We start from the raw sequence: 19,007 nt of genomic DNA on the forward strand, positions 1-19,007 counted from the left end.
CTCAGTCCCCTCGCCGCCGTTGTAGCGCATCGATGGCGGCGGCGGTGTGGCGTACCGCGGAGTCCACGCCACCGGTATCGAGCTGGGTGAGAAATTCGGTGAGTACCCGCCACAGTTCGAAACGCCCTCCGCTGGAACCGATTCGGTCACCGAGATCGAAGGCGGTCCACTGTTCGAAGCGGGTGGCGGTCGGGGCGATCAGAGGTGAGTACGCCCGCGGTGTGCGCTGATTGGCCGCGACGAAACCGCCGTATCGGGTGATCCACGGCAGCGGCGCGGTGGGCTGAGCGAGTAGCGAAGCCAGTTGTATCGCACTGTCTTTCGCCGAATCTGTCACCACCATGACATCACCGCCCGCGATCAGCGGAGCACCGCCGGAACCGCGCGCGCCGGGGAAGGCCGCCACTCCCACGGTGCCGTCCAATTCGGCGGCCGCGACGCAGCCGCGCACAATCGGCTCCGCGAAGTCCGGCGCGACCACCATGATCGCCGAATGATGCTGGAACACATCGCGAACGGCGTCCGGGAACTGGCGGGTGAGCGTTTTGCCGATATCACCGGGAAAGGCGTGCCGGTGACTCCAGACGGCGGCCAGATCGCGCAGCACCGATTCGATTTCGGCGGGCGGTTGCCCGCGTGGGTCCAGCCACAGCGCCGGATTCGCCATCCGGTCATAGGCTTCGGGGTATTCGGCCCACAGCACGTTCTCGAAGAAATCGGTCAGCACCCAGCCGTCCGCCGCGCCGAGGGCGAGCAGGCTCACGCCACTACCGGCGAGCGCGTCCATATGAACGGGCCAGTCGCGCACGGACCAGGTCTCCGGATCTGGCAGTCCGAATTTCCGCAACCACGGCCGGTCGTACCAAATGAGCGATTTGCAGGCCATTTTGAACGGCACACCGTAGAACCGGTCCCCGGCGGTGGGTATTTTCAGCAGTGACCGCCAACCATCGGCGTATTGCGCGTTACCCCCGGCGGTCCACATGGCGTCGTCGAAGGCCCGCAGCCGCCCGTGCTCGGCGAGTTTTCGCACCTGCCCGGCCTGCGGGAGCATGACGATATCCGGGGCCGAGCGGCCCGCCCCGAAGACCGTGCCGATATCGTCGCCGAGCGGAATCACCTCGGTGGGATGCTCGAATCCCAGTGCGTGGAGCACACTTTCGAAGGCATCCAACTCCGAACCGCCCCACGAGACCGCGATACGCACCGCGTCCGAACGAGCGCCGAAGACAGCGGGCGCGCATGCGGCGGTCAGTGGCAGCAGCGCACCCGCACGCAGCACCGCTCTCCGAGTCGCCATACCCGCCCCGCCCGCCCGGGCCGCACTTCGGCCCACCGACGAGCAGGTAAAACCTTACCGCCGCTCACGTTTCCGGTCAGCGACTTGATCAAATCGGAGCGCACCGAAAGCCCTTGCCGCCCATATACCCGATCGGTCAGTCCGGGGATCCGCCCCGGCGCGCGTGCGCGAGCAGCACCGGTATCTCGGCCGCGATCTGCCCGGCCAAAGCGTCCAGGTCGGGGGTGGTGTCGTAGTCGCCGGTAATACCGAAGGTCAGCTGGTCGCCATAGCTCAGGATCGCCACCGTGGTCCGCATGCGCAAGGCGATCGGAATGCACGGCCACAGCTCCACCACCGACCGGCCGCCCATGGCCAGTCGCTGCCTCGGGCCAGGGATATTCGTGGCCGGCGCGGTGACCGCACGCTGAGGGTAGTACGCGGCCATCCGGAAGAAGGGAGCATCGACCTGCCCGCGGGCTCGGAAGTGCGGGACCGGGAGCACACCGACCGTGGCACCGCCCGCGCCACAGCGACCCGCACCTGATCGGGCACCCGCCCGTCGGCGACCCGCTCGACACTCGGACCCGGCCGCCATAGCCGGGAACCAACCAGGACCGACATCACCCGGGCCGCACCGACATTCACATGTGGTGGCTGCAGTTCGATCCGAACGACATGACTGCTGCCATCGGCCACCGGCGGATCGTCCGAGGCGGTCGGAATCAGCACTTCACCATCCGGTGCGACCAGGCACATCATGGGCGTCGAAACGCCACCATCGACCGAGATATCGGCGACACACGTGGTGAATCGGGACGCCGCGGCCGGCCTACCGGCCGACTCCTCACGAACATCGTCTGCGGAATCCATATCGGGGCCTCTACATCTCGAGCGAAACATACTGGGACCACCAATAATTCGGCGTCCGAGCAGGCAACGCCAGGGCCGTTCGGCGAGATCGCAGGTGGCTTCGGTCCTTCGACGGCCGCGACTCAGCCCTGTGCGCGCAGTTCCGTCAGCGTCGCGGCGGCGCGTTCGGAGTCCGCCGAGGTCCAGCCCGGTGGGGCGGCGACGGCGGCCCAGGCGTACGGCAGCAGGTCTTCGTAGTTGTGCCCATGACCCGACGGCGGTGACTGAGCGGCCACCAGATCGGCACTGACCTGCCAGAAGGTGACGACCGGGTACCAGCGCATCGCCGGTGTGCGATCGGCTCCCGGGGATTCGGTCAGCCAATCCGGCCGAGTGAACAGCAGATTCGGATTCCACCAGACCACCGGGTCGGACGCGTGCTGCAGGTACAGCACGCGCGGTAGCGGCCAGGGATCCGAGATCGTTTGCAGCGCACCCGGTTCGGGCACAGCCAGGTCCTGCTTCCCGGCGGCGAAACGGACGATCAAGCCCTCCGCGTAGCCGGGAAGCACTTCGCGGGTGCCGGGATCGCGCCGGTCCTCGATTTCGCGCCAGAGCCGATTGGAGTTCGGCGGACCGACGAAAAGCGCCCCGTCCACGGATCTCCGGAGATCGCCGAGCCCGCTGAAGGCACTCTCGGCGGATTGCGATCCGAGACTCTCGCCGAAGACGATCAGGCGCGGGCGATGCCCCTGCGGCAACTCGGCCCACCGCTGCCGAATGCCGTCGATGAGCGCGGCTCCCGCGGTGGCCGCGGCGGAGCGGTCCATCAGGAATGAAACCCAGCTGGGCAGATAGGAGTACTGCATCGCCGCGATAGCCGAGTCGCCGTTGTACATGAGCTCGAGTGATTGCGCGGCGGCCGGATTCACCCATCCGGTGCCGGTGGTACCGGCCACCACCAGAATCGCGCGATCCCAGGCTCCGGTGCGATCGAGTTCGTTCACCACCAGCCGTACCCGTGCCGCGATGTCGGCGGCGGACTCCAGCCCGGCGTACACCCGGATCGGTTCCCGTGCCGGAGCCCCATTGATCCGGGTCAACCGGGCGGATTCGAGGCCGCCCGCGACGAACGTCCGGCCTTGCAGGCCCAAGGCGTCCCACGGCGCCGCAGAACCCGGGCTCCCCGAACGCTCGACCCGAATCGGTTGTACGACACCATGTTCGGTGCCATTGTTCTGCCCGGCGAAGACCATCCGCGCAGCATCGGAACTACCTGCCAGCAAAACCTTGTCGACGAAGATCAGCACCGCCGCGGCAACCACGATCGGGGCGATCACATGCGCGGCCGCCATGGGTAGGCGCAATCGCACCGACAACAGGTGTGCGATCGCGCGCGCCACTCGGCGCAGACCACGCGCGCTGAACAATACGATCAGGAAGATCAGGAGAATGATCAAACCCACACGCAGGTAAGCGATTCCGAACGTCGGCGGCATCCCCATCAACGCGTCGACCTCACGCTGCCAGTTCGCCGCCGCCAGCAGCGTGCTGATCACGGTGGATACCGCGAGGATCGCCACGACGATCTCCGAGGCCAGTTCGAATCGATATCGCAACCGCCACCACGAGAATCGCGGCGCCACCCACCGTCGCACCGGGAAGGCGAGCGCCACCCCCACGCCGTATCCGGTCACACTGGTGAAACCACTGACAATGCCCTGAAACACCCAGTCCCGGGGCAGCAGTGAGGGACTCAGGCTCCAGGCGAAGAAGACCAGTGCGAACACCAGGCCCACGAAGTCCAGTCCGAGGATCGTCACCGGCCGGGACGGGGCGATCACGGTGCCCGGACGGGCGACCCGCGTTCCCGAAACAGGTGTATCCCCGGCTAGGTCTGCGTCTTCCATTGGCCAACCCTCTCATTCGCGCGAGAGGCCGTTCGCGGGTCATATCGGCAACCATCCCGAACCGATCGCGGGTCAGGAGGCCAGGGCGATCACCAGCAGGTCGGCAATCGCCTCGCAGATACGCTGATCCCAGATCTCGTCGAGACCCGATGCGGAGACGATGACGCGGCGGCCGCCGATCTGCAGTTGGGTATTGCCCCACCACTCGACATCGCCGGGAAGCAGCAGCCCGGGATGCGACTTGTGCACCTGCTCGGCGGTGAGACCGGTACGCAGGGTGAGCGCGGTCTTGGCGCGAGCGATGCCGTAGGAGTCCTCGGGCCAGTCGGCCTCGGGCAGATCAGCGATATGCCCGTGCCAGACCTCCAGCGCCGACCCGTCGTCGGCAATCACGGTGACCACTATCGCGAGCAGACCGCCGCCCAGGAATCCGCTGGTAATCATGGGCTTCAACCCGGTGGACACTCCCGTGACGACGCGATCCACGATCACATTCGCATGCTCGGGCAGCGGGTCGTGCGGAAGCGACGGCATGCGTACACCTTTCGTCGGAATGTCGAAGCCGCCTCAATCGTGCAGTACCACCGCGACATCCGAGCGCTACGAAACGTTCGACTTCGGCCACGATCCCTTACACCTGCCGATCCGGAGGGTGCAAGCAGTCGAACGGCTATGTCTACCTCGATACCGCGACCCAGGCGTTCCAGGGGGTCAAATCCGAACTGGCACAGGCGATCTACGACGCGCACCGCTGACAGCCGTGAAGACGCCGATGGCCCCGGATCACCGATCCGGGGCCATCGTCATGCTTGGTGTGCCGGTCGACCCGGCGCTGGCGTGCCTATTACAGGTACGCGCCGCAGTGCGGCCACGCGCCGCGGCCCTGGCCGGCGAGCACGTTCTCCGCCACGCGGATCTGCTCCTCGCGGCTGGCGTTGGCGGCGCTGCCCGCGCCACCGTAGGCGTTCCAGGTGCTCTGGGTGAACTGCAGGCCGCCGTAGAAACCGTTGCCGGTATTGGCGCCCCAGTTGCCGCTGCTCTCGCACTGTGCGACGGCGTCCCAGTCGCCGGAGGCGGCGGAGGCGGTCGCGGTGGTCAGCGCGAACGGAACGGCGGCCAGGATGCCGGTGGCAGCGGTGGCGACGAGCATGCGGGTGCTGAACTTGCGAGTCATAGAAGGATTCCCTGCCTGCGCCCTGCCGGCCCGCGCTCTCGGCTGCGGGTCCCCGTCCCCAGGGATGTCGGTTTCGTTCGAACCGCGGGACGGAGTTGCCGGTGTTCGGCGGTTCGATTTCGGACTCGGTGATTCGAGCCGATTACGACGGTAACGGAATAATCACGACTAATCACGGGGTGATCACGGACGGTTGACAAATTGACGTAGGCCGAAGTTCTCGAGTTTGCGCAGGAAGTGCCGCGTGAATGGTGAATTACATTCATCGAATTCACCCTCGATAATGTGACGGACGCCACACGAAAATAGTGATCCGAGTCGCGTAATAGAAATCGGATTTCGACGATGTGCGGCCTTCCGGCACCGGCTCCCGGCCCGCCTCGGATTAGCTGCGATCGGGCTGCGCGGAACCATTGCCGCCGGTCAGTGCCATGGCCATAGTTCCGGCAACACCGATTCACTCCCGCAGGAGGAACCATGGCCCCCGAGGAACCACGCTCCGGAGCACGCGCCGTAGACCGCGCGATCCAGGTACTGAGCTGCTTCGAAGGCGATCCCGAGCTGTCGGTGAGCGAGCTGGCGCACCTGGTGGACCTGCCGGTGAGCACCGTGCACCGGCTGGCTCAGGCGCTGGTGCGCGGGCGGCTGCTCGAACAGGACACGACCACCGATCGTTACCGCATAGGTCACGGTCTGGCGTCGCTGGCGCGGCCCGCGCTGGACCGCCTCGGCCTCGACTCGGCGGCACCGCATCTCTACGCGCTGGCGGCCGGGATCCGCATCACCGTCAGCGTGAGCGTGGCACAGGGCCGGGATGCGGTCACGGTGTTCCAGGCCAGGCCACCGGTGTATTTCTGTTCCCATCAGGTGCCACGCGCTCGCCGGCCGCTGCGGGCCAGCGCGGCCGGGCACGCCCTGCTGGCGTTCTCCCCGTTCACCACGATCGCCGAGGAACACGCTTCCCGGCAGGACGCTCGCCCGGTCCGCACGGAAGGACTGCGCAGCGAACTCGAACGAGTCCGCCGGACCGGATTCGCGACCGAGTTGGTGGCGACCGACGACCCGATCCGCGCGCTCGCGATACCCATTGTCGGAGCCGATAAACGGGTGCGCGGCGCACTGGCGGTGCAGGCGCGATCGGCGCGATTGGATGCCGATCTGGTCCGAAATGTCCTGCCTGCCATGCGAATCACCGCCGGGCGGATCGCGCCACTGTTCCAAAGCACCGGCGGGGCAACGGATTCCACCGCCGAATTAGAATCACGCTGATTTCCACATCGTGAAAACACGGTTGCCGGGCGGGCTCCGGCACCGCACTCTTTCATCAACCGGTCATTCCTGAATACGCGTTGCGACAAACGCATTCATCGAAAGAATCATTATGGTCTCTCCTTTTCGATCCACGCGGTCATTGCGGATCCTCGCCGCCGCGTTCGCCATTACCAGTGCGATCGGGGTGCTCACCGGCTGCGGTAAATCCGAACCGGCCACCACCGCCGACGGCAAAACCGTTGTGCGCTACCAGGGTCAGACCGGACAGGTCACGCCCTTCGAACTCGCGGCCGATCTCGGCTACTTCAACAAGATCGATCTGCACTGGGAGGGCGACACCACGAGCGGGCCCGCCAATATCCAGGCCGCGGCCACCCATCAGATCGAGTTCGGCAGCGCCTTCAACGGTGCGGTGATCAAGCTGGTCGCCGGGGGCGCTCCGGTCACGGCCGTGCTCAGTTCCTATGGGGCCGACGACAAGTCGTTCACCGGGTACTTCGTGCGAGACGACTCCGGGATCACCTCGGCGCGCGATCTGATCGGCAAGAAGGTCGGCGTGAACACCCTCGGCGCGCACCATGAGTTCGTCACCCGCGAGTGGCTGCACCAGCAGGGGCTCAGCGATGCGGAGATCAAGCAGGTGCAGCTGGTGGTGCTGCCGCCCGCGAATACCGAGGACGCGCTGCGCAAGGGACAGATCGACGCGGCGGCCCTGGGTGCGGTGTTCCGTGACAATGCCGTCGAGCGCGGCGGACTGCATCCGCTCTACACCGATAAGGACCTGTTCGGCCAGTTCGACTACGGCACTTACGTTTTCCGGAACGACTACCTGAAGCAGCAGCCGGAGGCGGTCGCCGACTTCGTGCAGGGCACCGCGCGGGCCACCCGCTGGTTGCAGGTGACACCGCGCGATGAGGTGGTGGCCCGCTTCGAATCCATCATCACCAAGCGCGGGCGCAATGAGAACACGGGACTGCTGAAGTACTACAAGAGTTCGGGCATTCCGGTCCCCGGCGCGGTGATCGAGGAGCGCGAATTCCAAGTCTGGATCGACTGGCTGGTGCGCAATGGCGAGCTGCCCGCGGGCAAGTACGCGGCCAAGGATCTCTTCACCAATAAGGACAACCCGTACAGCAACGGGAAGTATCCGGCGGCCGCCGGACCGAGTGGTGAAGCGGTGGTGGCGAAATGAGCGCGGTGAAGCTGGCGCTGAGCGGAGTGCGCAAGGAGTTCCCGGTGCGCGGTGAGCGCGCGGCGTTCACGGCACTCGAGGACATCACCGTCGACGTGCGAGACGGGGAGTTCCTGGTCCTGGTCGGACCGAGTGGGTCCGGGAAGTCCACGCTGCTGGATCTACTGGGCGGACTGGGGAAGCCGACCGCCGGGCAGATTCTGCTCGACGGCGCGCCCATCACCGGGCCGGGACTGGATCGCGGGATCGTGTTCCAGCAGTACGCGCTGCTGCCGTGGCGCACGGCTCGCACCAATATCGAATTCGGCTTGGAGGCCAAGGGAATTCGGCGGCGCGAACGGCGGCGGATCGCCGAGCACTATCTCGAACTGGTCGGGCTGGCCGGGTTCGGCGACCGGTATCCGCATGAACTCTCCGGCGGAATGAAGCAGCGCGTCGCGATCGCCCGCAGCCTGGCCTTCGATCCGGAGGTGCTGCTGATGGACGAGCCGTTCGCGGCGCTGGACGCGCAGACCCGGGAATCGTTGCAGGACGAGCTGTTACGGATCTGGAAGGCTACCGGCAAGACGATTCTGTTCATTACACACGGCATCGACGAGGCGGTCTATCTCGGGCAGCGGGTCGCGGTACTCACCTCCCGGCCCGGGCGAGTCAAGGCGGTGGTCGATATCGACCTGGACCGCGACGGGGATCCGGATATCCGCTCCAGCGAACGCTTCCGCGAAGTGCGACACCATATCTGGTCGCTGCTGCGCGATGAAGTCGCCCGGGCGCAGGGCCAGGAGACGGCCGCGCTCGCCGCCACCGACAGGAGAGCCAGCCATGTCTAGCGCATTACAGGACGCCGAAGCCCCGACGCTGTCAACGCCGGGGACGGCACCGCTATTCGCGCCCGGCGACGGTAGTTCCATCGCGCAGGGACCTGCCAAACCCCAAACGCCGGAGTCGGGAGCACCCGGAGTACCGGATCGCCCCACCGCGACAGCCGAGGCCGCAGACTCCACTGCGGCCCTCGCACCCTCGGCGACAGTGCTGCGTGGGGCACGGGTGGCAGGGCGACTGGCCTGGCGAATCATCAAGCCCAGCTTGGCGATCGGGCTCTTCCTCGCGCTCTGGCAGCTCGCGCCTCGGCTCGGTCTGGTGGATCCGGTCTTCTTGCCGCCGTTCTCCGATGTATGGGCGGCGGGGCTCGAGCTGTACCGCTCCGGTCAGCTCTCGGAACATGTGTCTGCCAGCCTGACCCGGTCGGGGATCGGGTTCTCCATTGCCGTGGCGGCCGCCATTCCGGCGGGTGTGGCCATTGCCTGGTATCGGCCGGTGGCGCAGTTCATCAGCCCGATTCTCGAACTGTTCCGCAATACCGCTGCGCTGGCACTGCTTCCGGTATTCGTGCTGATTCTCGGCATCGGCGAGACCTCGAAGATCGCGCTGGTGGTGTACGCCAGCTTCTTCCCGATCCTGCTGAACACCATCAGCGGAGTGCGCAGTGTCGATCCGCTGCTCGTCAAATCCGCTGTATCACTGGGTTTCTCACCCATCCCGCTATTCGCGAAGGTGGTCTTGCCCGCCGCCGTCCCCGCCATTTTCACCGGTATCCGGATGGCCGCCTCGGCTTCCATCCTGGTGCTCATCGCAGCCGAAATGGTCGGGGCGCGTGCGGGTCTGGGCTATCTGATCACCGCGGCACAGCAGAACTTCCAGATTCCCGCCATGTACGCGGGCATTGTCGCCATCTCGCTGCTGGGGCTCACGTTCAACGGCCTGCTGGTGGCTCTGGAACGACGACTGTCCCGCTGGCGCGTCCAGTCCGAACGCTGATTCGAAGGAATACCATCCATGTCACGAAAGACCTTTCATATCAACGCCTTTCTGATGGGCGTCGGGCATCATGAGGCCGCCTGGCGGCATCCGCGCACCCGGGAGCATCAGGTGCTGGAGGTGGGGCACTTCCAGGAGCTCGGGCGAATCGCCGAGCGCGGCAAACTCGATTCGGTGTTCTTCGCCGATGGGCTCGCCGTCGGGCCGCGTATCAAGCGCAATACCCTCGCGGTATTCGAGCCGGTGACGCTACTGGCGGCCATTGCCACGGCGACCGAGCACGTCGGGCTCATCGCCACCGCGTCGACCACCTACAACGAACCGTTCAATCTGGCACGGAAATTCGCCTCGCTCGATCACATCAGCGGTGGCCGTGCGGGCTGGAATATCGTCACCTCCGGCAATGAGGAGGAAGCGTTCAACTTCGGCTACGACGCCATCCCCGAACACGCGCGCCGGTATGAGCGGGCGCAGGAATTCGTGGATGTGGCCGTGCAGCTGTGGGACAGCTGGGAGAGCGAAGCCATCGTGCTCGATCCGGAGGACGGCGTCTTCGCCGATCCGGACAAGGTGCACACCATCGACTATCGCGGTGAACGCTTCCAGGTGCGCGGGCCGCTGAATTCCCCACGCAGCCCGCAGGGCAGGCCATTGCTGGTACAGGCCGGATCCTCGGAAAGCGGAAAAGAATTCGCGGCACGGTATGCCGAGGCGGTCTTCACCGCCCAACGCACCCTGGAAGAGGGGCAGGAGTTCTACCGGGATCTCAAATCGCGGCTGGCGAAGTACGGGCGCTCGGCCGACGAATTGAAGGTGCTGCCGGGGCTGGTGCCGTTCATCGCCGATACCGAGGAAGAGGCGCGGGCGCTCGAACAGGAGTTCACCGATCTGATCTCGCCGGATTACGCACTGCGGCAGCTCTCCTCGCTGCTCGGTATCGATCTCACCGAACATGCCCTCGACGCTCCCCTGCCGCCACTGCCGCCGGAGAGCGAAATCCAAGGCGGCAAGAGCCGATTCACTCTCGTCAAGGAGCTCGCCGAGAAGGAGGAGCTCACCGTGCGACAGCTGATCGGCAAGCTCGGCGGCGGCCGCGGACACCGCACCCTCGCGGGCACACCCGAGCAGATCGCCGACGACCTACAGACCTGGTTCGAGGGCGGCGCGGCCGACGGCTTCAACATCATGCCACCGTATCTGCCCGGCGGGCTGGAGGACTTCGTCGACCGAGTGGTGCCGATCTTGCAGGAGCGCGGGCTGTTCCGCACCGAGTACACGGCCACCACCCTGCGCGGGCATTACGGCCTGGAGCCGGCGGAGAGCCAGTTCGCGCGCACCGAAATCCAGGCCACCGCCTGAACTTCTGTTATCACCATTACGAAAGGCACGATAATGACCACTTTCGCCGAAACCGGCACGCTGCGAATCACTCCCGTCGCCGGGCATATCGGGGCCGAGATCACCGAGATCGATCTGCGGGCCGAGCTCACCGATCAGCAGGTCACCGAGCTCACCGCGGCGCTGCACGAATACAAGGTGCTGTTCTTCCGCGGACAGCACATCGGGCATGCCGAGCACATCGCGTTCTCGCGGCGGTTCGGGGCGGTCACGCCCTCGCATCCCTATGACGATGACGCGCCCACCGAGTTCCCGGAGATTCTCGCCGTGGACAGCCGGTTGTACGAAAAGCGGTTCGGGGTGCGCAAGTTCAGCTATACCAATCACTGGCATACCGATGTCTCGCCGCTCATCAATCCCCCGGCGGCGTCGCTGCTGCGGGCCGAGATCGCACCCGCGCGGGGCGGTGATACGCAGTGGACGAATCTGGCGGCGGCCTATCAGGGGCTGCCGGATTCGCTGAAGTCGTTCCTGGACGGATTGCGCGCCGAGCATCGCTTCGGCGGGAGACAGCCTGCCTGGGATGCGGACAGCGACTATGCCAAGAAGGTAGCCAAGGCACCGCTGGTGACCGAGCATCCGGTGGTGCGGGTGCATCCGGTGACCGGGGAGCGGGTGCTGTTCGTGAATCCGGGCTTCACCACCCGTATTGCCGGGCTGAGTCCGCGCCAGAGCGACGCCCTGCTGGAACTGCTCTACGCGGAGCTGTCCGATCCGGCGTATACGGTCCGATTCCGTTGGGAGAAGGGCAGTCTCGCGTTCTGGGACAATCGTGCCACCGCGCATCTCGCGCCCAGCGATCTCGAACATCTCGATGTCACGCGGGTGCTGTACCGGACCACCCTCGAGGGCGATATTCCGGTCGGCGTGGATGGACAACACTCGCGCGCCATCTCGGGAGAACGCTTCGCCGGGGTAACCGGCTGATACTGTCCGAATCTATGCCGAGGGCCTTCGACCACACCCTGTCGAGGGCCCTCGGCCTGTGCCGGGCCTGTGCCGCGCGCGGGCGCGCCGCATGCCGTTCATGTGTGGAACACCTGCGGCACGCACTCGACCACCTGCGGCCACCTTTGCCCTATTTGGTTTCATCCGGCGATCATTCGGCGATCACCGGGAGTTCCGGTACGGCTGGTCTACTTCGACGTATGGTCAACGTCTCACGCAGGCGGCTGCTCGGCTCGGCGGCGACCATCGCGGCGGGCGCCACGGCGGGGTCATTACTGCCGTCCTCGCTGCACCGGGCCATGGCGGCACCGGTGCGGGCGGGTGGACTCGAAGCCGTCGAGCATGTCGTGCTGCTCATGCAGGAGAATCGTTCGTTCGACCACTATTACGGGTCGCTGGCGGGCGTTCGAGGGTTCGGTGACGAGTCCCCGCTACGATTGCGCAACGGAGGCAACACGTTCCGGCAACCGGGCGGACCGGGCGGTGAAGTACTGCCGTTCTCCGCGCGCGCGGCGGCCGCGCACGCCGGGCGGCCGGACAGCGATATCCAATATCTGGACAGCCTCGACCACGAATGGCGCGGCAGCACCAAGGCGTGGGGGCAGGGCTGGTGGGATCGGTGGATCGAGGCCAAAACCCCTGCCACCATGGCCTATTACGAGCGCCGGGATCTGCCGCTGCAGTACGAGCTCGCGGACACCTTCACCATCTGCGACGCCTACCACTGTTCGATGTTCGGCGGGACCAACCCCAATCGCAATTACTTCTTCACCGGGACAACGGGATTCGAGCCGTGGGGGCGTAAGCGGGCGGTGGACAATGCCGCCTACGACGGGCGGCATCGTGGCTACGACTGGACAACCTATCCCGAACGGCTCGAGGCGGCGGGGGTGCCCTGGCAGATCTATCAGGAGTGGGACAACTTCACCGACAACCCGGTAGAATACTTCCTGCCGTTCAAGCACATCGGGCGCAAGGTGCTCGCCGAGGTGGACGGGCGCTTCCAGACCACCGAGAAGTTCTACGAATCCCTCGCCGGGCGGCCGCTCGCCGATCAACAGCGCCTGCTGAATCAGCTGAAGGCCGGACGGGACAAGCTGACTCCCGCCGAACGCAGCCTGTTCGATCGGGGCATGTATCGCGGTGAACCCGACAGTCTGCTGCAGCGGTTCGCCGATGATATTGCGGCAGACCGGCTTCCGGCGGTCAGCTGGCTGGTGCCGCCCGCGCGCTACTCCGAGCACCCCTCGGAATCGACGCCGGTGAGCAGCGCGGGCTTCATTCACCAGTTGCTCGACATCATCGGCTCCGATATCGACACCTGGTCCAAGACAGCGATATTCCTGACCTTCGATGAAAACGACGGCTACTTCGACCACGTACCGCCACCGGTACCACCGCGGCCCGCCTCCGGCAATGGGGACGACTGGTATGACGGGCAAGCCATCGGACTCGGCGTACGCGTACCGATGACGGTCATATCGCCCTGGACCATGGGCGGATTCGTCTCCTCGGAGGTCTTCGACCACACCTCGGTCCTGCGCTTTCTGGAACTCTGGACCGGCGTCGGCGAACCGAATATCAGCTCCTGGCGGCGCACCGTCTGCGGCGATATGACCTCGGTCTTCGACTTCTCCGCCACGGGCAAGCGACCCCGATTGGGTAAACCCGGAACGATTCCGGCAGCAGTCTCCCGATGGAAAGCCGAACCCCCCGAGTCGCAATCACTTCCGATCCAGGAGTCCGGCACACGTAAAGCGCGCCCACTCCCCTACCAGCCCGCCGTCTCCAGCACGATCGACGGCTCCGCACTCTCGGTGACCCTCATCGATACCGGCAGGGCCTCAGCACATTTCACGATCTACCCCTTCGCCGGCGTCACCGGAGACCCCCGCCACTACGACGTCGACAGCAAAACCACAGTCCAGTTCGCCGTCACCGGAAAATACGACCTCGTCGTACAGGGCCCGAACCGCTTCTGGCACGAACTCCGCGGCGACACCACAGGCTCCGCAGCCGGAGTGCGAGTGAGCACCGAACCCGGCCCCCACTCCAATCTCGTTCTCGCACTGGCCAATCGCGCCGAACATGCTGTTGTTCTCACAGTCTCCCCCCGCCGAGGCCCCGGCGACCCCCGCCACATCGACCTGGCCCCCTCCACCGAACAACGCCTTGACTGGCCCACCCACGACGGCTGGTACGACCTCGAAATCACCACCACCACCGACCCCGACTTCCGCCGCCGAGTCACCGGCCGCATCGAGGACGGCAAGCCGGGCGTCAGCTCGGACTGACCGTCCTCGATGCGGGGACTAGCGGCAAGGCCACTCAGTTAGCGGTGTCGGGTTGGTGTCAAGGCAATGTTGTTGCTGGAGTGGTGGTTTCGGATATGGAACAGCGGAACTGCTGGTAGAGAGGTTTTGTCCGCCAAAGACAAGCCTTCGAGCCAGGAGCTCCGCTGTTGGACCAGTCTGTCATTACCCGCCCGGTCGCGGTAGCCGAAACGGTGTTCGCGCCGGGGCATCTGGGTGAGTTGACCCAGATCGTGTCGTTCGACCTGGTCGATGCCGCGCTGGAAGCGACTCGCAGCGTGCAGCGGCGGGTGCGGATGTTGCCGTCGCGGGTGGTGGTGTATCTGCTGCTGGCCGGGGCGTTGTTCGAGCAGATCGGGTATCGGCAGGTGTGGGCGCGGCTGGTCAGCGGCCTGAACGGGCGACCGGCCGCGCCGACGTCTTCGGCGTTGTCGCAGGCGTTGCGCAGGGTCGGTGCCGCGCCGCTGCGGGCGTTGTTCGACCTGGTGGCCGGTCCCGGTGCGGGCGGTGCGCGGTGGCGCGGACTGCTGGTGTGCGCGATCGACGGCACGTCGATGTTCACCCCGGACACCCCCGCCAACTCCGCGGCGTTCTCACGGCAGACCGGGCGGCCCGACGCCGCGGCCGGGTATCCGATGCTGCGGGTGCTGACCGTGGTCGCCTGCGGCACCCGTACCGTCATCGACGCCGTGTTCGGCTCCTACCTGATCGGTGAAACCACCTACGCACCACAGCTTTTCGATTGCCTGAAACCAGGCATGCTGTTGCTGGCCGACCGCAACTTCGCGGTAGCGGCCCTGGTCGAAAAGATCTCCGGGACCGGTGCGCAGCTGCTGATCCGCTGCAAGGACAACCGCACACTGCCATCGATCAAACAGTTGAGCGACCGGTCGTGGCTGGCTCGCATCGGCCCCGTGGTCGTGCGGGTCGTCGACGCCGAGATCGTCATGCGCTGCCAGGGCGGCCCGCGCCGGGTCGGCCGCTACCGGCTGATCACCACGCTGACCGACGAAAAACGATACCCCGCTGCGGAATTGGTGACGCTCTATCATCAACGCTGGGAGATCGAAACCAGCTATTTCGAACTGAAATCGACCATCCTCGGCGGGCGGGTACTGCGCGCCCGCACCCCCGACGGTGTCGCCCAAGAGGTCTACGCCCTGTTGATCACCTACCAAGCACTGCGCACCACCATCGCCGACACCGCCCTGACCACCGGCGATTTCACCGCTGACCGGGGTAGCTTCACCATCGCGGTGAACACCGCCCGCGACCAGCTCATCCACGCCGCCGCCATCCTGGCCGGCACCACCATCGACCTGATCGGCACCATCGGCCGCGCCGTCCTCGCCGACCCGCTACCCCCACGCCGAGCACGCACCAGCCCCCGCGTGGTCAAACGCGCCATCTCCAAACACCGCACCAAAGGCCAGATCGACCGCCACACCTACAAAACCCAGATCACCGTACACATCGTGCCCGGTTGACAACCGGGCACGACGCTAACTGAGCGGCCTTGGGACTAGCGGCCCAGCGGGCGGCCGGGCGGTGGGGGTTGCTGCCAGCGCTGATCGCCGGGCGGGTCCTGGCGGTACTGCTCTTGCGGATCCTGTTGGAACTGCTGCGGTTCGGGTGGCTGTGGCGCCGGTGGATGTTGCGGAAGTTGAGGTTCCGCGCGGGGGCGGGGCGTCGGGGGTAGGGCAGTCGATTCGACCGGTGCGCGGGCATCGGCTTCCGCGGCCCGCACCGCGCGTTCGGCGGCCGGGTCGGTGGCGGTGTTGAACCAATCGGCTACCTCGTCGGCGTCGTCCTCGGGGCGTTCGGTGGATTCGCCGTCCGGGGAGGGTTCGTAGCGGAAGGTGCCGTCGGCGCCCTCCTTGGCGAAGTTGCGGGCGAAACCCTCCAGGGCTTTGCCGAAATCGCTGGGTACGAGCCAGACTTTGTTGGCGTCGCCCTTGGCGACCTGCGGGAGGGTTTGCATGTACTGGTAGGCCAGCAGTTCGGGGGTCGGCTTGCCGTTCTTGATGGCGGCGAAGACCTTTTCGATGGCCTTGGCCTGGCCTTGGGCCTGTAGGTAGGCGGCGGCGCGTTCACCCTGGGCACGCAGGATGCGGGATTGGCGCTCACCCTCGGCCGAGAGGATCGATGCCTGCTTGGAGCCCTCGGCGGAGAGGATGCTCGCCTGCTTCTGGCCCTCGGCGGTCTTGATGGCGGCCTCGCGCTGGCCCTCGGCGGTGAGGATGATGGCGCGCTTCTCGCGGTCCGCCTTCATCTGCTTCTCCATCGATTCCTGAATCGAGGGCGGTGGATCGATGGCCTTGAGTTCCACGCGCGAGACGCGCAGACCCCAGCGGCCGGTGGCCTCGTCGAGGACGCCACGCAGCTGATGGTTGATCTGATCGCGGGAGGTGAGCGTCTCCTCCAGGGTCATGCCACCGACCACATTGCGCAGCGTGGTGATGGTCAATTGCTCCACTGCCGCAATGTAATTGCTGATTTCGTAGACCGCGGCTTGCGGGCTGGTGACCTGGAAATACACCACCGAGTCGATCTGCACGGTCAGGTTGTCCTGGGTGATCACCGGCTGCGGCGGGAAAGACACCACCCGCTCACGCAGATCCACCTTGGCGCGGATGCGGTCGGCGAATGGCACCAGGAAGGTCAGCTGCCCGGACACGGTTCGCGAATAGCGGCCCAGGCGTTCGATTACGGCGGCCTCGGCCTGCGGCACCAGTGCCACCGACTTGAAGACGACGACCACCACCAATAGGACCAAAACCAGAGCGACGATGAGTACAGCCATCTAAGGCCCCTTCCAGACGACGACGTGGGCGCCGTCGATCCTCATGATGTAGACGGTCGAACCCACCGGATACTGCTCATCCGGATCGAAGGCTCGCGCGCTCCACACCTCACCATCCAGCTTCACCTGCCCGCCGTGTTCGTCGACCGCCTCCAGTACGCGCGCCGTCTTACCCGGGAGCGCGGCGACACCGGTGGGTGTGGGTGGCGGAATCGCGTAGCGGCGCAACAGAAGTGGACGAACCAGCAGGAGCAGCGCGACCGCGGTGATACCGAAGATCACCGCATCCACCACCAGCGGGGTGCCGGCCAGACCGCTGACCCCGGCCGTGATTACCGCGGCGCTACCCAGCATGAGCAGCGTGAGATCACCCGTGAGCATCTCCGCCGCCGCGAGGAGTAGCCCCGCGACCAGCCAAACGATTGCGGCCACCACACCACAGTAATCGTTCTCGCCAACCACTGGGCAAGATCGACCGCCCGACCCCCGAATCGGTACCTGCCCGGAAAACGCGCGTCGGAGCGGGCGTTTCCCGGTTCTGCCGGTACCTTCGATGCGGTGAACGGGCGTGACAACTATGGCGGCGACATCTTCTCCGGACATTCGCGGACGCGAAAACGTGAGATACCGAAGGTGATCGCCGAACGCGATCTCGTCGCCGAGGACGCCGCCAGCGGATTCTGCGGTGCCGTAATCGGTTTCGACCGAACCTACGACGGGGACTTCGTCAAACTCGAGGACGGACGCGGACGGGTACGGCTCTTCGCGTTGCGCGAAGCCGCTTTCCTGATCGACGGCCAGCCGGTGACACTGGTCCGGCCGACCGCGGCCGTACCCAAACAGCCCACCCGCTCCGCCTCCGGTTCCACCCGAGTCGAAGGCGCACGCGCGCGAGTGGCGCGAGCCAGCCGAATCTGGGTCGAAGGCGTCCACGACGCGGCGATTGTCGAACGCGTCTGGGGCCACGACCTGCGCATCGAAGGCGTAGTCGTGGAACAGCTGGAGGGCCTCGACCATCTCGCCGCCCGCCTCACCGAATTCCAGCCCGGGCCCGGCAGCCGAGTCGGTGTGCTGGTCGATCATCTGGTCACCGGCTCCAAAGAGACCGGTCTCACCACCGGCCTCGGACCGCACGTAATGGTCACCGGCCACCCGTATATCGATGTGTGGCAAGCGGTTCGGCCAGCGGTGCTCAGTATCCCCGCCTGGCCCGAAGTCCCCCGCGGCGAAGATTGGAAGACCGGCATCTGCCGCCGCCTCCGCTGGGGCACCCCGCAGGAAGGCTGGCGTCGCGTCTACAACGCCGTCGATTCCTACCGTGACCTCGAACCCCACCTCATAGGTGCGGTGGAACGCCTCATCGACTTCGTCACCGAGCCCGAGTAACCGATCTTCAACATCGCGAACGGCGAACCGTCCAGGACAGCGAGCGCACGCCCGCTGAGATCGTTGGCGCGGCGATCGGCGAGCAGGCTGTCCTGGATGGCCTCGTGGATCAGCGACCAGAACGGGTGCCGTTACCCGACAGGTCGACCGAGGCCGAAATACGCTCTCGACCAGGGACACTCGAACTTGTCATCGAATATCCGGACCCGGTTGACCTGATCGGACAGGCCCGTAAACCATTCGGAAAGCAGGTTGGGAAGATGCCTCTCGGACACCTCGGCGTCAACGTCTCGGACCTCGCGGCGGCCCGCGCGTACTACGACGAACTCATGCCGCTGCTCAAGTACACGCCCCTGCTCGCGGACGACACACAGTTCGCGTATTGGCCCGCAGGCGGCAAAGCCGGAACCTATGTGTTCTTCTATCCGGCTCCCGAACCCGGCTACACACCGAACCGGGCCGGGCTGCAGCATCTCGCGTTCATGGTGCGCACCCGCGCCGAAGTCGACGCCGTGCATGCGTGGGCGTCGGCGCGCGGTGATGAGATCGTGCACGCGCCAAGAGAATTCCCGCAGTACCCGCCGCCCTACTACGCCACGTTCTGGATCGGATACGACGGGATCATGCTGGAAGCGGTCTGCCACAAGAACGCGTGAAGCAGGC

17 protein-coding genes are annotated in these 19,007 nt (G+C 65.9%); 10 read left to right on the forward strand and 7 right to left on the reverse strand.

The annotated features are described in order from the left end of the window. Window position 1 precedes the first annotated feature (1 nt). From GFY24_RS35375 to GFY24_RS35395, 5 genes are all read right to left on the reverse strand, one after another. Window positions 2-1,300 carry an ABC transporter substrate-binding protein gene (locus GFY24_RS35375; RefSeq protein WP_153809467.1) on the reverse strand — a complete coding sequence of 433 codons (1,299 nt, stop codon included), beginning with the start codon at window positions 1,298-1,300 and terminating at the stop codon, window positions 2-4. Window positions 1,301-1,436: 136 nt separating this feature from the next. Next, window positions 1,437-1,727: a WS/DGAT domain-containing protein gene (locus GFY24_RS42580; protein ID WP_309231713.1), complete on the reverse strand. Its 291-nt coding sequence runs from the start codon at window positions 1,725-1,727 to the stop codon at window positions 1,437-1,439. Window positions 1,728-2,274: 547 nt separating this feature from the next. Continuing rightward, window positions 2,275-4,041 carry an alpha/beta-hydrolase family protein gene (locus GFY24_RS35385; protein ID WP_153809469.1) on the reverse strand — a complete coding sequence of 589 codons (1,767 nt, stop codon included), beginning with the start codon at window positions 4,039-4,041 and terminating at the stop codon, window positions 2,275-2,277. A gap of 72 nt (window positions 4,042-4,113) precedes the next feature. Further along, a complete protein-coding gene (locus GFY24_RS35390) occupies window positions 4,114-4,575 on the reverse strand; it encodes a hypothetical protein (RefSeq protein ID WP_153809470.1) in 462 nt (153 codons plus the stop codon). 310 nt (window positions 4,576-4,885) lie between these two features. Continuing rightward, window positions 4,886-5,215, reverse strand: a complete 330-nt coding sequence (locus GFY24_RS35395) for a transglycosylase family protein (RefSeq protein WP_153809471.1) — start codon at window positions 5,213-5,215, stop codon at window positions 4,886-4,888. Between the two features lie 477 nt (window positions 5,216-5,692). Here GFY24_RS35395 and GFY24_RS35400 point away from each other — a divergent pair, with 477 nt between their 5' ends. From GFY24_RS35400 to GFY24_RS35435, 8 genes are all read left to right on the forward strand, one after another. Next, window positions 5,693-6,484, forward strand: coding sequence for an IclR family transcriptional regulator (locus GFY24_RS35400; protein WP_153809472.1), 792 nt, complete (start codon window positions 5,693-5,695; stop codon window positions 6,482-6,484). A 112-nt stretch (window positions 6,485-6,596) separates the two neighbouring features. Next, a complete protein-coding gene (locus tag GFY24_RS35405) occupies window positions 6,597-7,679 on the forward strand; it encodes an ABC transporter substrate-binding protein (protein WP_153809473.1) in 1,083 nt (360 codons plus the stop codon). Beyond that, the gene (locus tag GFY24_RS35410; RefSeq protein WP_153809474.1) at window positions 7,676-8,509 is read left to right on the forward strand and encodes an ABC transporter ATP-binding protein; all 834 of its coding nucleotides are present in this window, start codon (window positions 7,676-7,678) and stop codon (window positions 8,507-8,509) included. Before GFY24_RS35405 ends, GFY24_RS35410 begins: the two co-directional genes overlap by 4 nt. Beyond that, complete coding sequence (locus GFY24_RS35415; protein ID WP_153809475.1) at window positions 8,502-9,497, forward strand: ABC transporter permease; 996 nt, start codon at window positions 8,502-8,504, stop codon at window positions 9,495-9,497. Before GFY24_RS35410 ends, GFY24_RS35415 begins: the two co-directional genes overlap by 8 nt. A gap of 18 nt (window positions 9,498-9,515) precedes the next feature. Continuing rightward, complete coding sequence (locus GFY24_RS35420) at window positions 9,516-10,856, forward strand: LLM class flavin-dependent oxidoreductase (protein ID WP_153809476.1); 1,341 nt, start codon at window positions 9,516-9,518, stop codon at window positions 10,854-10,856. Window positions 10,857-10,889: 33 nt separating this feature from the next. Then, the gene (locus GFY24_RS35425; protein WP_153809477.1) at window positions 10,890-11,822 is read left to right on the forward strand and encodes a TauD/TfdA family dioxygenase; all 933 of its coding nucleotides are present in this window, start codon (window positions 10,890-10,892) and stop codon (window positions 11,820-11,822) included. Window positions 11,823-12,043: 221 nt separating this feature from the next. Next, on the forward strand, window positions 12,044-14,137 hold the full coding sequence (locus GFY24_RS35430; RefSeq protein WP_153809478.1) for a phosphocholine-specific phospholipase C: 2,094 nt from the start codon (window positions 12,044-12,046) through the stop codon (window positions 14,135-14,137). A 167-nt stretch (window positions 14,138-14,304) separates the two neighbouring features. Continuing rightward, complete coding sequence (locus GFY24_RS35435; RefSeq protein WP_153809479.1) at window positions 14,305-15,642, forward strand: IS4 family transposase; 1,338 nt, start codon at window positions 14,305-14,307, stop codon at window positions 15,640-15,642. A gap of 35 nt (window positions 15,643-15,677) precedes the next feature. On the opposite strand, the gene GFY24_RS35440 is transcribed toward GFY24_RS35435, so the two are convergent. Beyond that, entirely contained in the window at window positions 15,678-16,958 is a 1,281-nt protein-coding gene (locus tag GFY24_RS35440; protein ID WP_153809480.1) for an SPFH domain-containing protein, read from the reverse strand. After that, a complete protein-coding gene (locus GFY24_RS41375; protein WP_309231714.1) occupies window positions 16,959-17,390 on the reverse strand; it encodes an NfeD family protein in 432 nt (143 codons plus the stop codon). A 126-nt stretch (window positions 17,391-17,516) separates the two neighbouring features. Here GFY24_RS41375 and GFY24_RS35450 point away from each other — a divergent pair, with 126 nt between their 5' ends. Both GFY24_RS35450 and GFY24_RS35455 read left to right on the forward strand, forming a co-directional pair. Beyond that, on the forward strand, window positions 17,517-18,344 hold the full coding sequence (locus GFY24_RS35450; protein WP_309231715.1) for a DUF3097 domain-containing protein: 828 nt from the start codon (window positions 17,517-17,519) through the stop codon (window positions 18,342-18,344). A 260-nt stretch (window positions 18,345-18,604) separates the two neighbouring features. Next, the gene (locus GFY24_RS35455) at window positions 18,605-19,000 is read left to right on the forward strand and encodes a VOC family protein (RefSeq protein WP_153809483.1); all 396 of its coding nucleotides are present in this window, start codon (window positions 18,605-18,607) and stop codon (window positions 18,998-19,000) included. Window positions 19,001-19,007: the final 7 nt, after the last annotated feature.

Origin of the sequence: Nocardia sp. SYP-A9097 (genome assembly GCF_009649815.1) — a bacterium.
Taxonomy (GTDB): domain Bacteria; phylum Actinomycetota; class Actinomycetes; order Mycobacteriales; family Mycobacteriaceae; genus Nocardia.

What these genes read in the sequence shown, in the direction of transcription:
- GFY24_RS35375 (WP_153809467.1), bottom strand. Translation starts at nt 1,300, where the DNA reads ATGGCGACTCGGAGAGCGGTGCTGCGTGCGGGTGCGCTGCTGCCACTG.
- GFY24_RS42580 (WP_309231713.1), bottom strand. Translation starts at nt 1,727, where the DNA reads ATGGCCGCGTACTACCCTCAGCGTGCGGTCACCGCGCCGGCCACGAAT.
- GFY24_RS35385 (WP_153809469.1), bottom strand. Translation starts at nt 4,041, where the DNA reads ATGGAAGACGCAGACCTAGCCGGGGATACACCTGTTTCGGGAACGCGG.
- GFY24_RS35390 (WP_153809470.1), bottom strand. Translation starts at nt 4,575, where the DNA reads ATGCCGTCGCTTCCGCACGACCCGCTGCCCGAGCATGCGAATGTGATC.
- GFY24_RS35395 (WP_153809471.1), bottom strand. Translation starts at nt 5,215, where the DNA reads ATGACTCGCAAGTTCAGCACCCGCATGCTCGTCGCCACCGCTGCCACC.
- GFY24_RS35400 (WP_153809472.1), top strand. Translation starts at nt 5,693, where the DNA reads ATGGCCCCCGAGGAACCACGCTCCGGAGCACGCGCCGTAGACCGCGCG.
- GFY24_RS35405 (WP_153809473.1), top strand. Translation starts at nt 6,597, where the DNA reads ATGGTCTCTCCTTTTCGATCCACGCGGTCATTGCGGATCCTCGCCGCC.
- GFY24_RS35410 (WP_153809474.1), top strand. Translation starts at nt 7,676, where the DNA reads ATGAGCGCGGTGAAGCTGGCGCTGAGCGGAGTGCGCAAGGAGTTCCCG.
- GFY24_RS35415 (WP_153809475.1), top strand. Translation starts at nt 8,502, where the DNA reads ATGTCTAGCGCATTACAGGACGCCGAAGCCCCGACGCTGTCAACGCCG.
- GFY24_RS35420 (WP_153809476.1), top strand. Translation starts at nt 9,516, where the DNA reads ATGTCACGAAAGACCTTTCATATCAACGCCTTTCTGATGGGCGTCGGG.
- GFY24_RS35425 (WP_153809477.1), top strand. Translation starts at nt 10,890, where the DNA reads ATGACCACTTTCGCCGAAACCGGCACGCTGCGAATCACTCCCGTCGCC.
- GFY24_RS35430 (WP_153809478.1), top strand. Translation starts at nt 12,044, where the DNA reads ATGGTCAACGTCTCACGCAGGCGGCTGCTCGGCTCGGCGGCGACCATC.
- GFY24_RS35440 (WP_153809480.1), bottom strand. Translation starts at nt 16,958, where the DNA reads ATGGCTGTACTCATCGTCGCTCTGGTTTTGGTCCTATTGGTGGTGGTC.
- GFY24_RS35455 (WP_153809483.1), top strand. Translation starts at nt 18,605, where the DNA reads ATGCCTCTCGGACACCTCGGCGTCAACGTCTCGGACCTCGCGGCGGCC.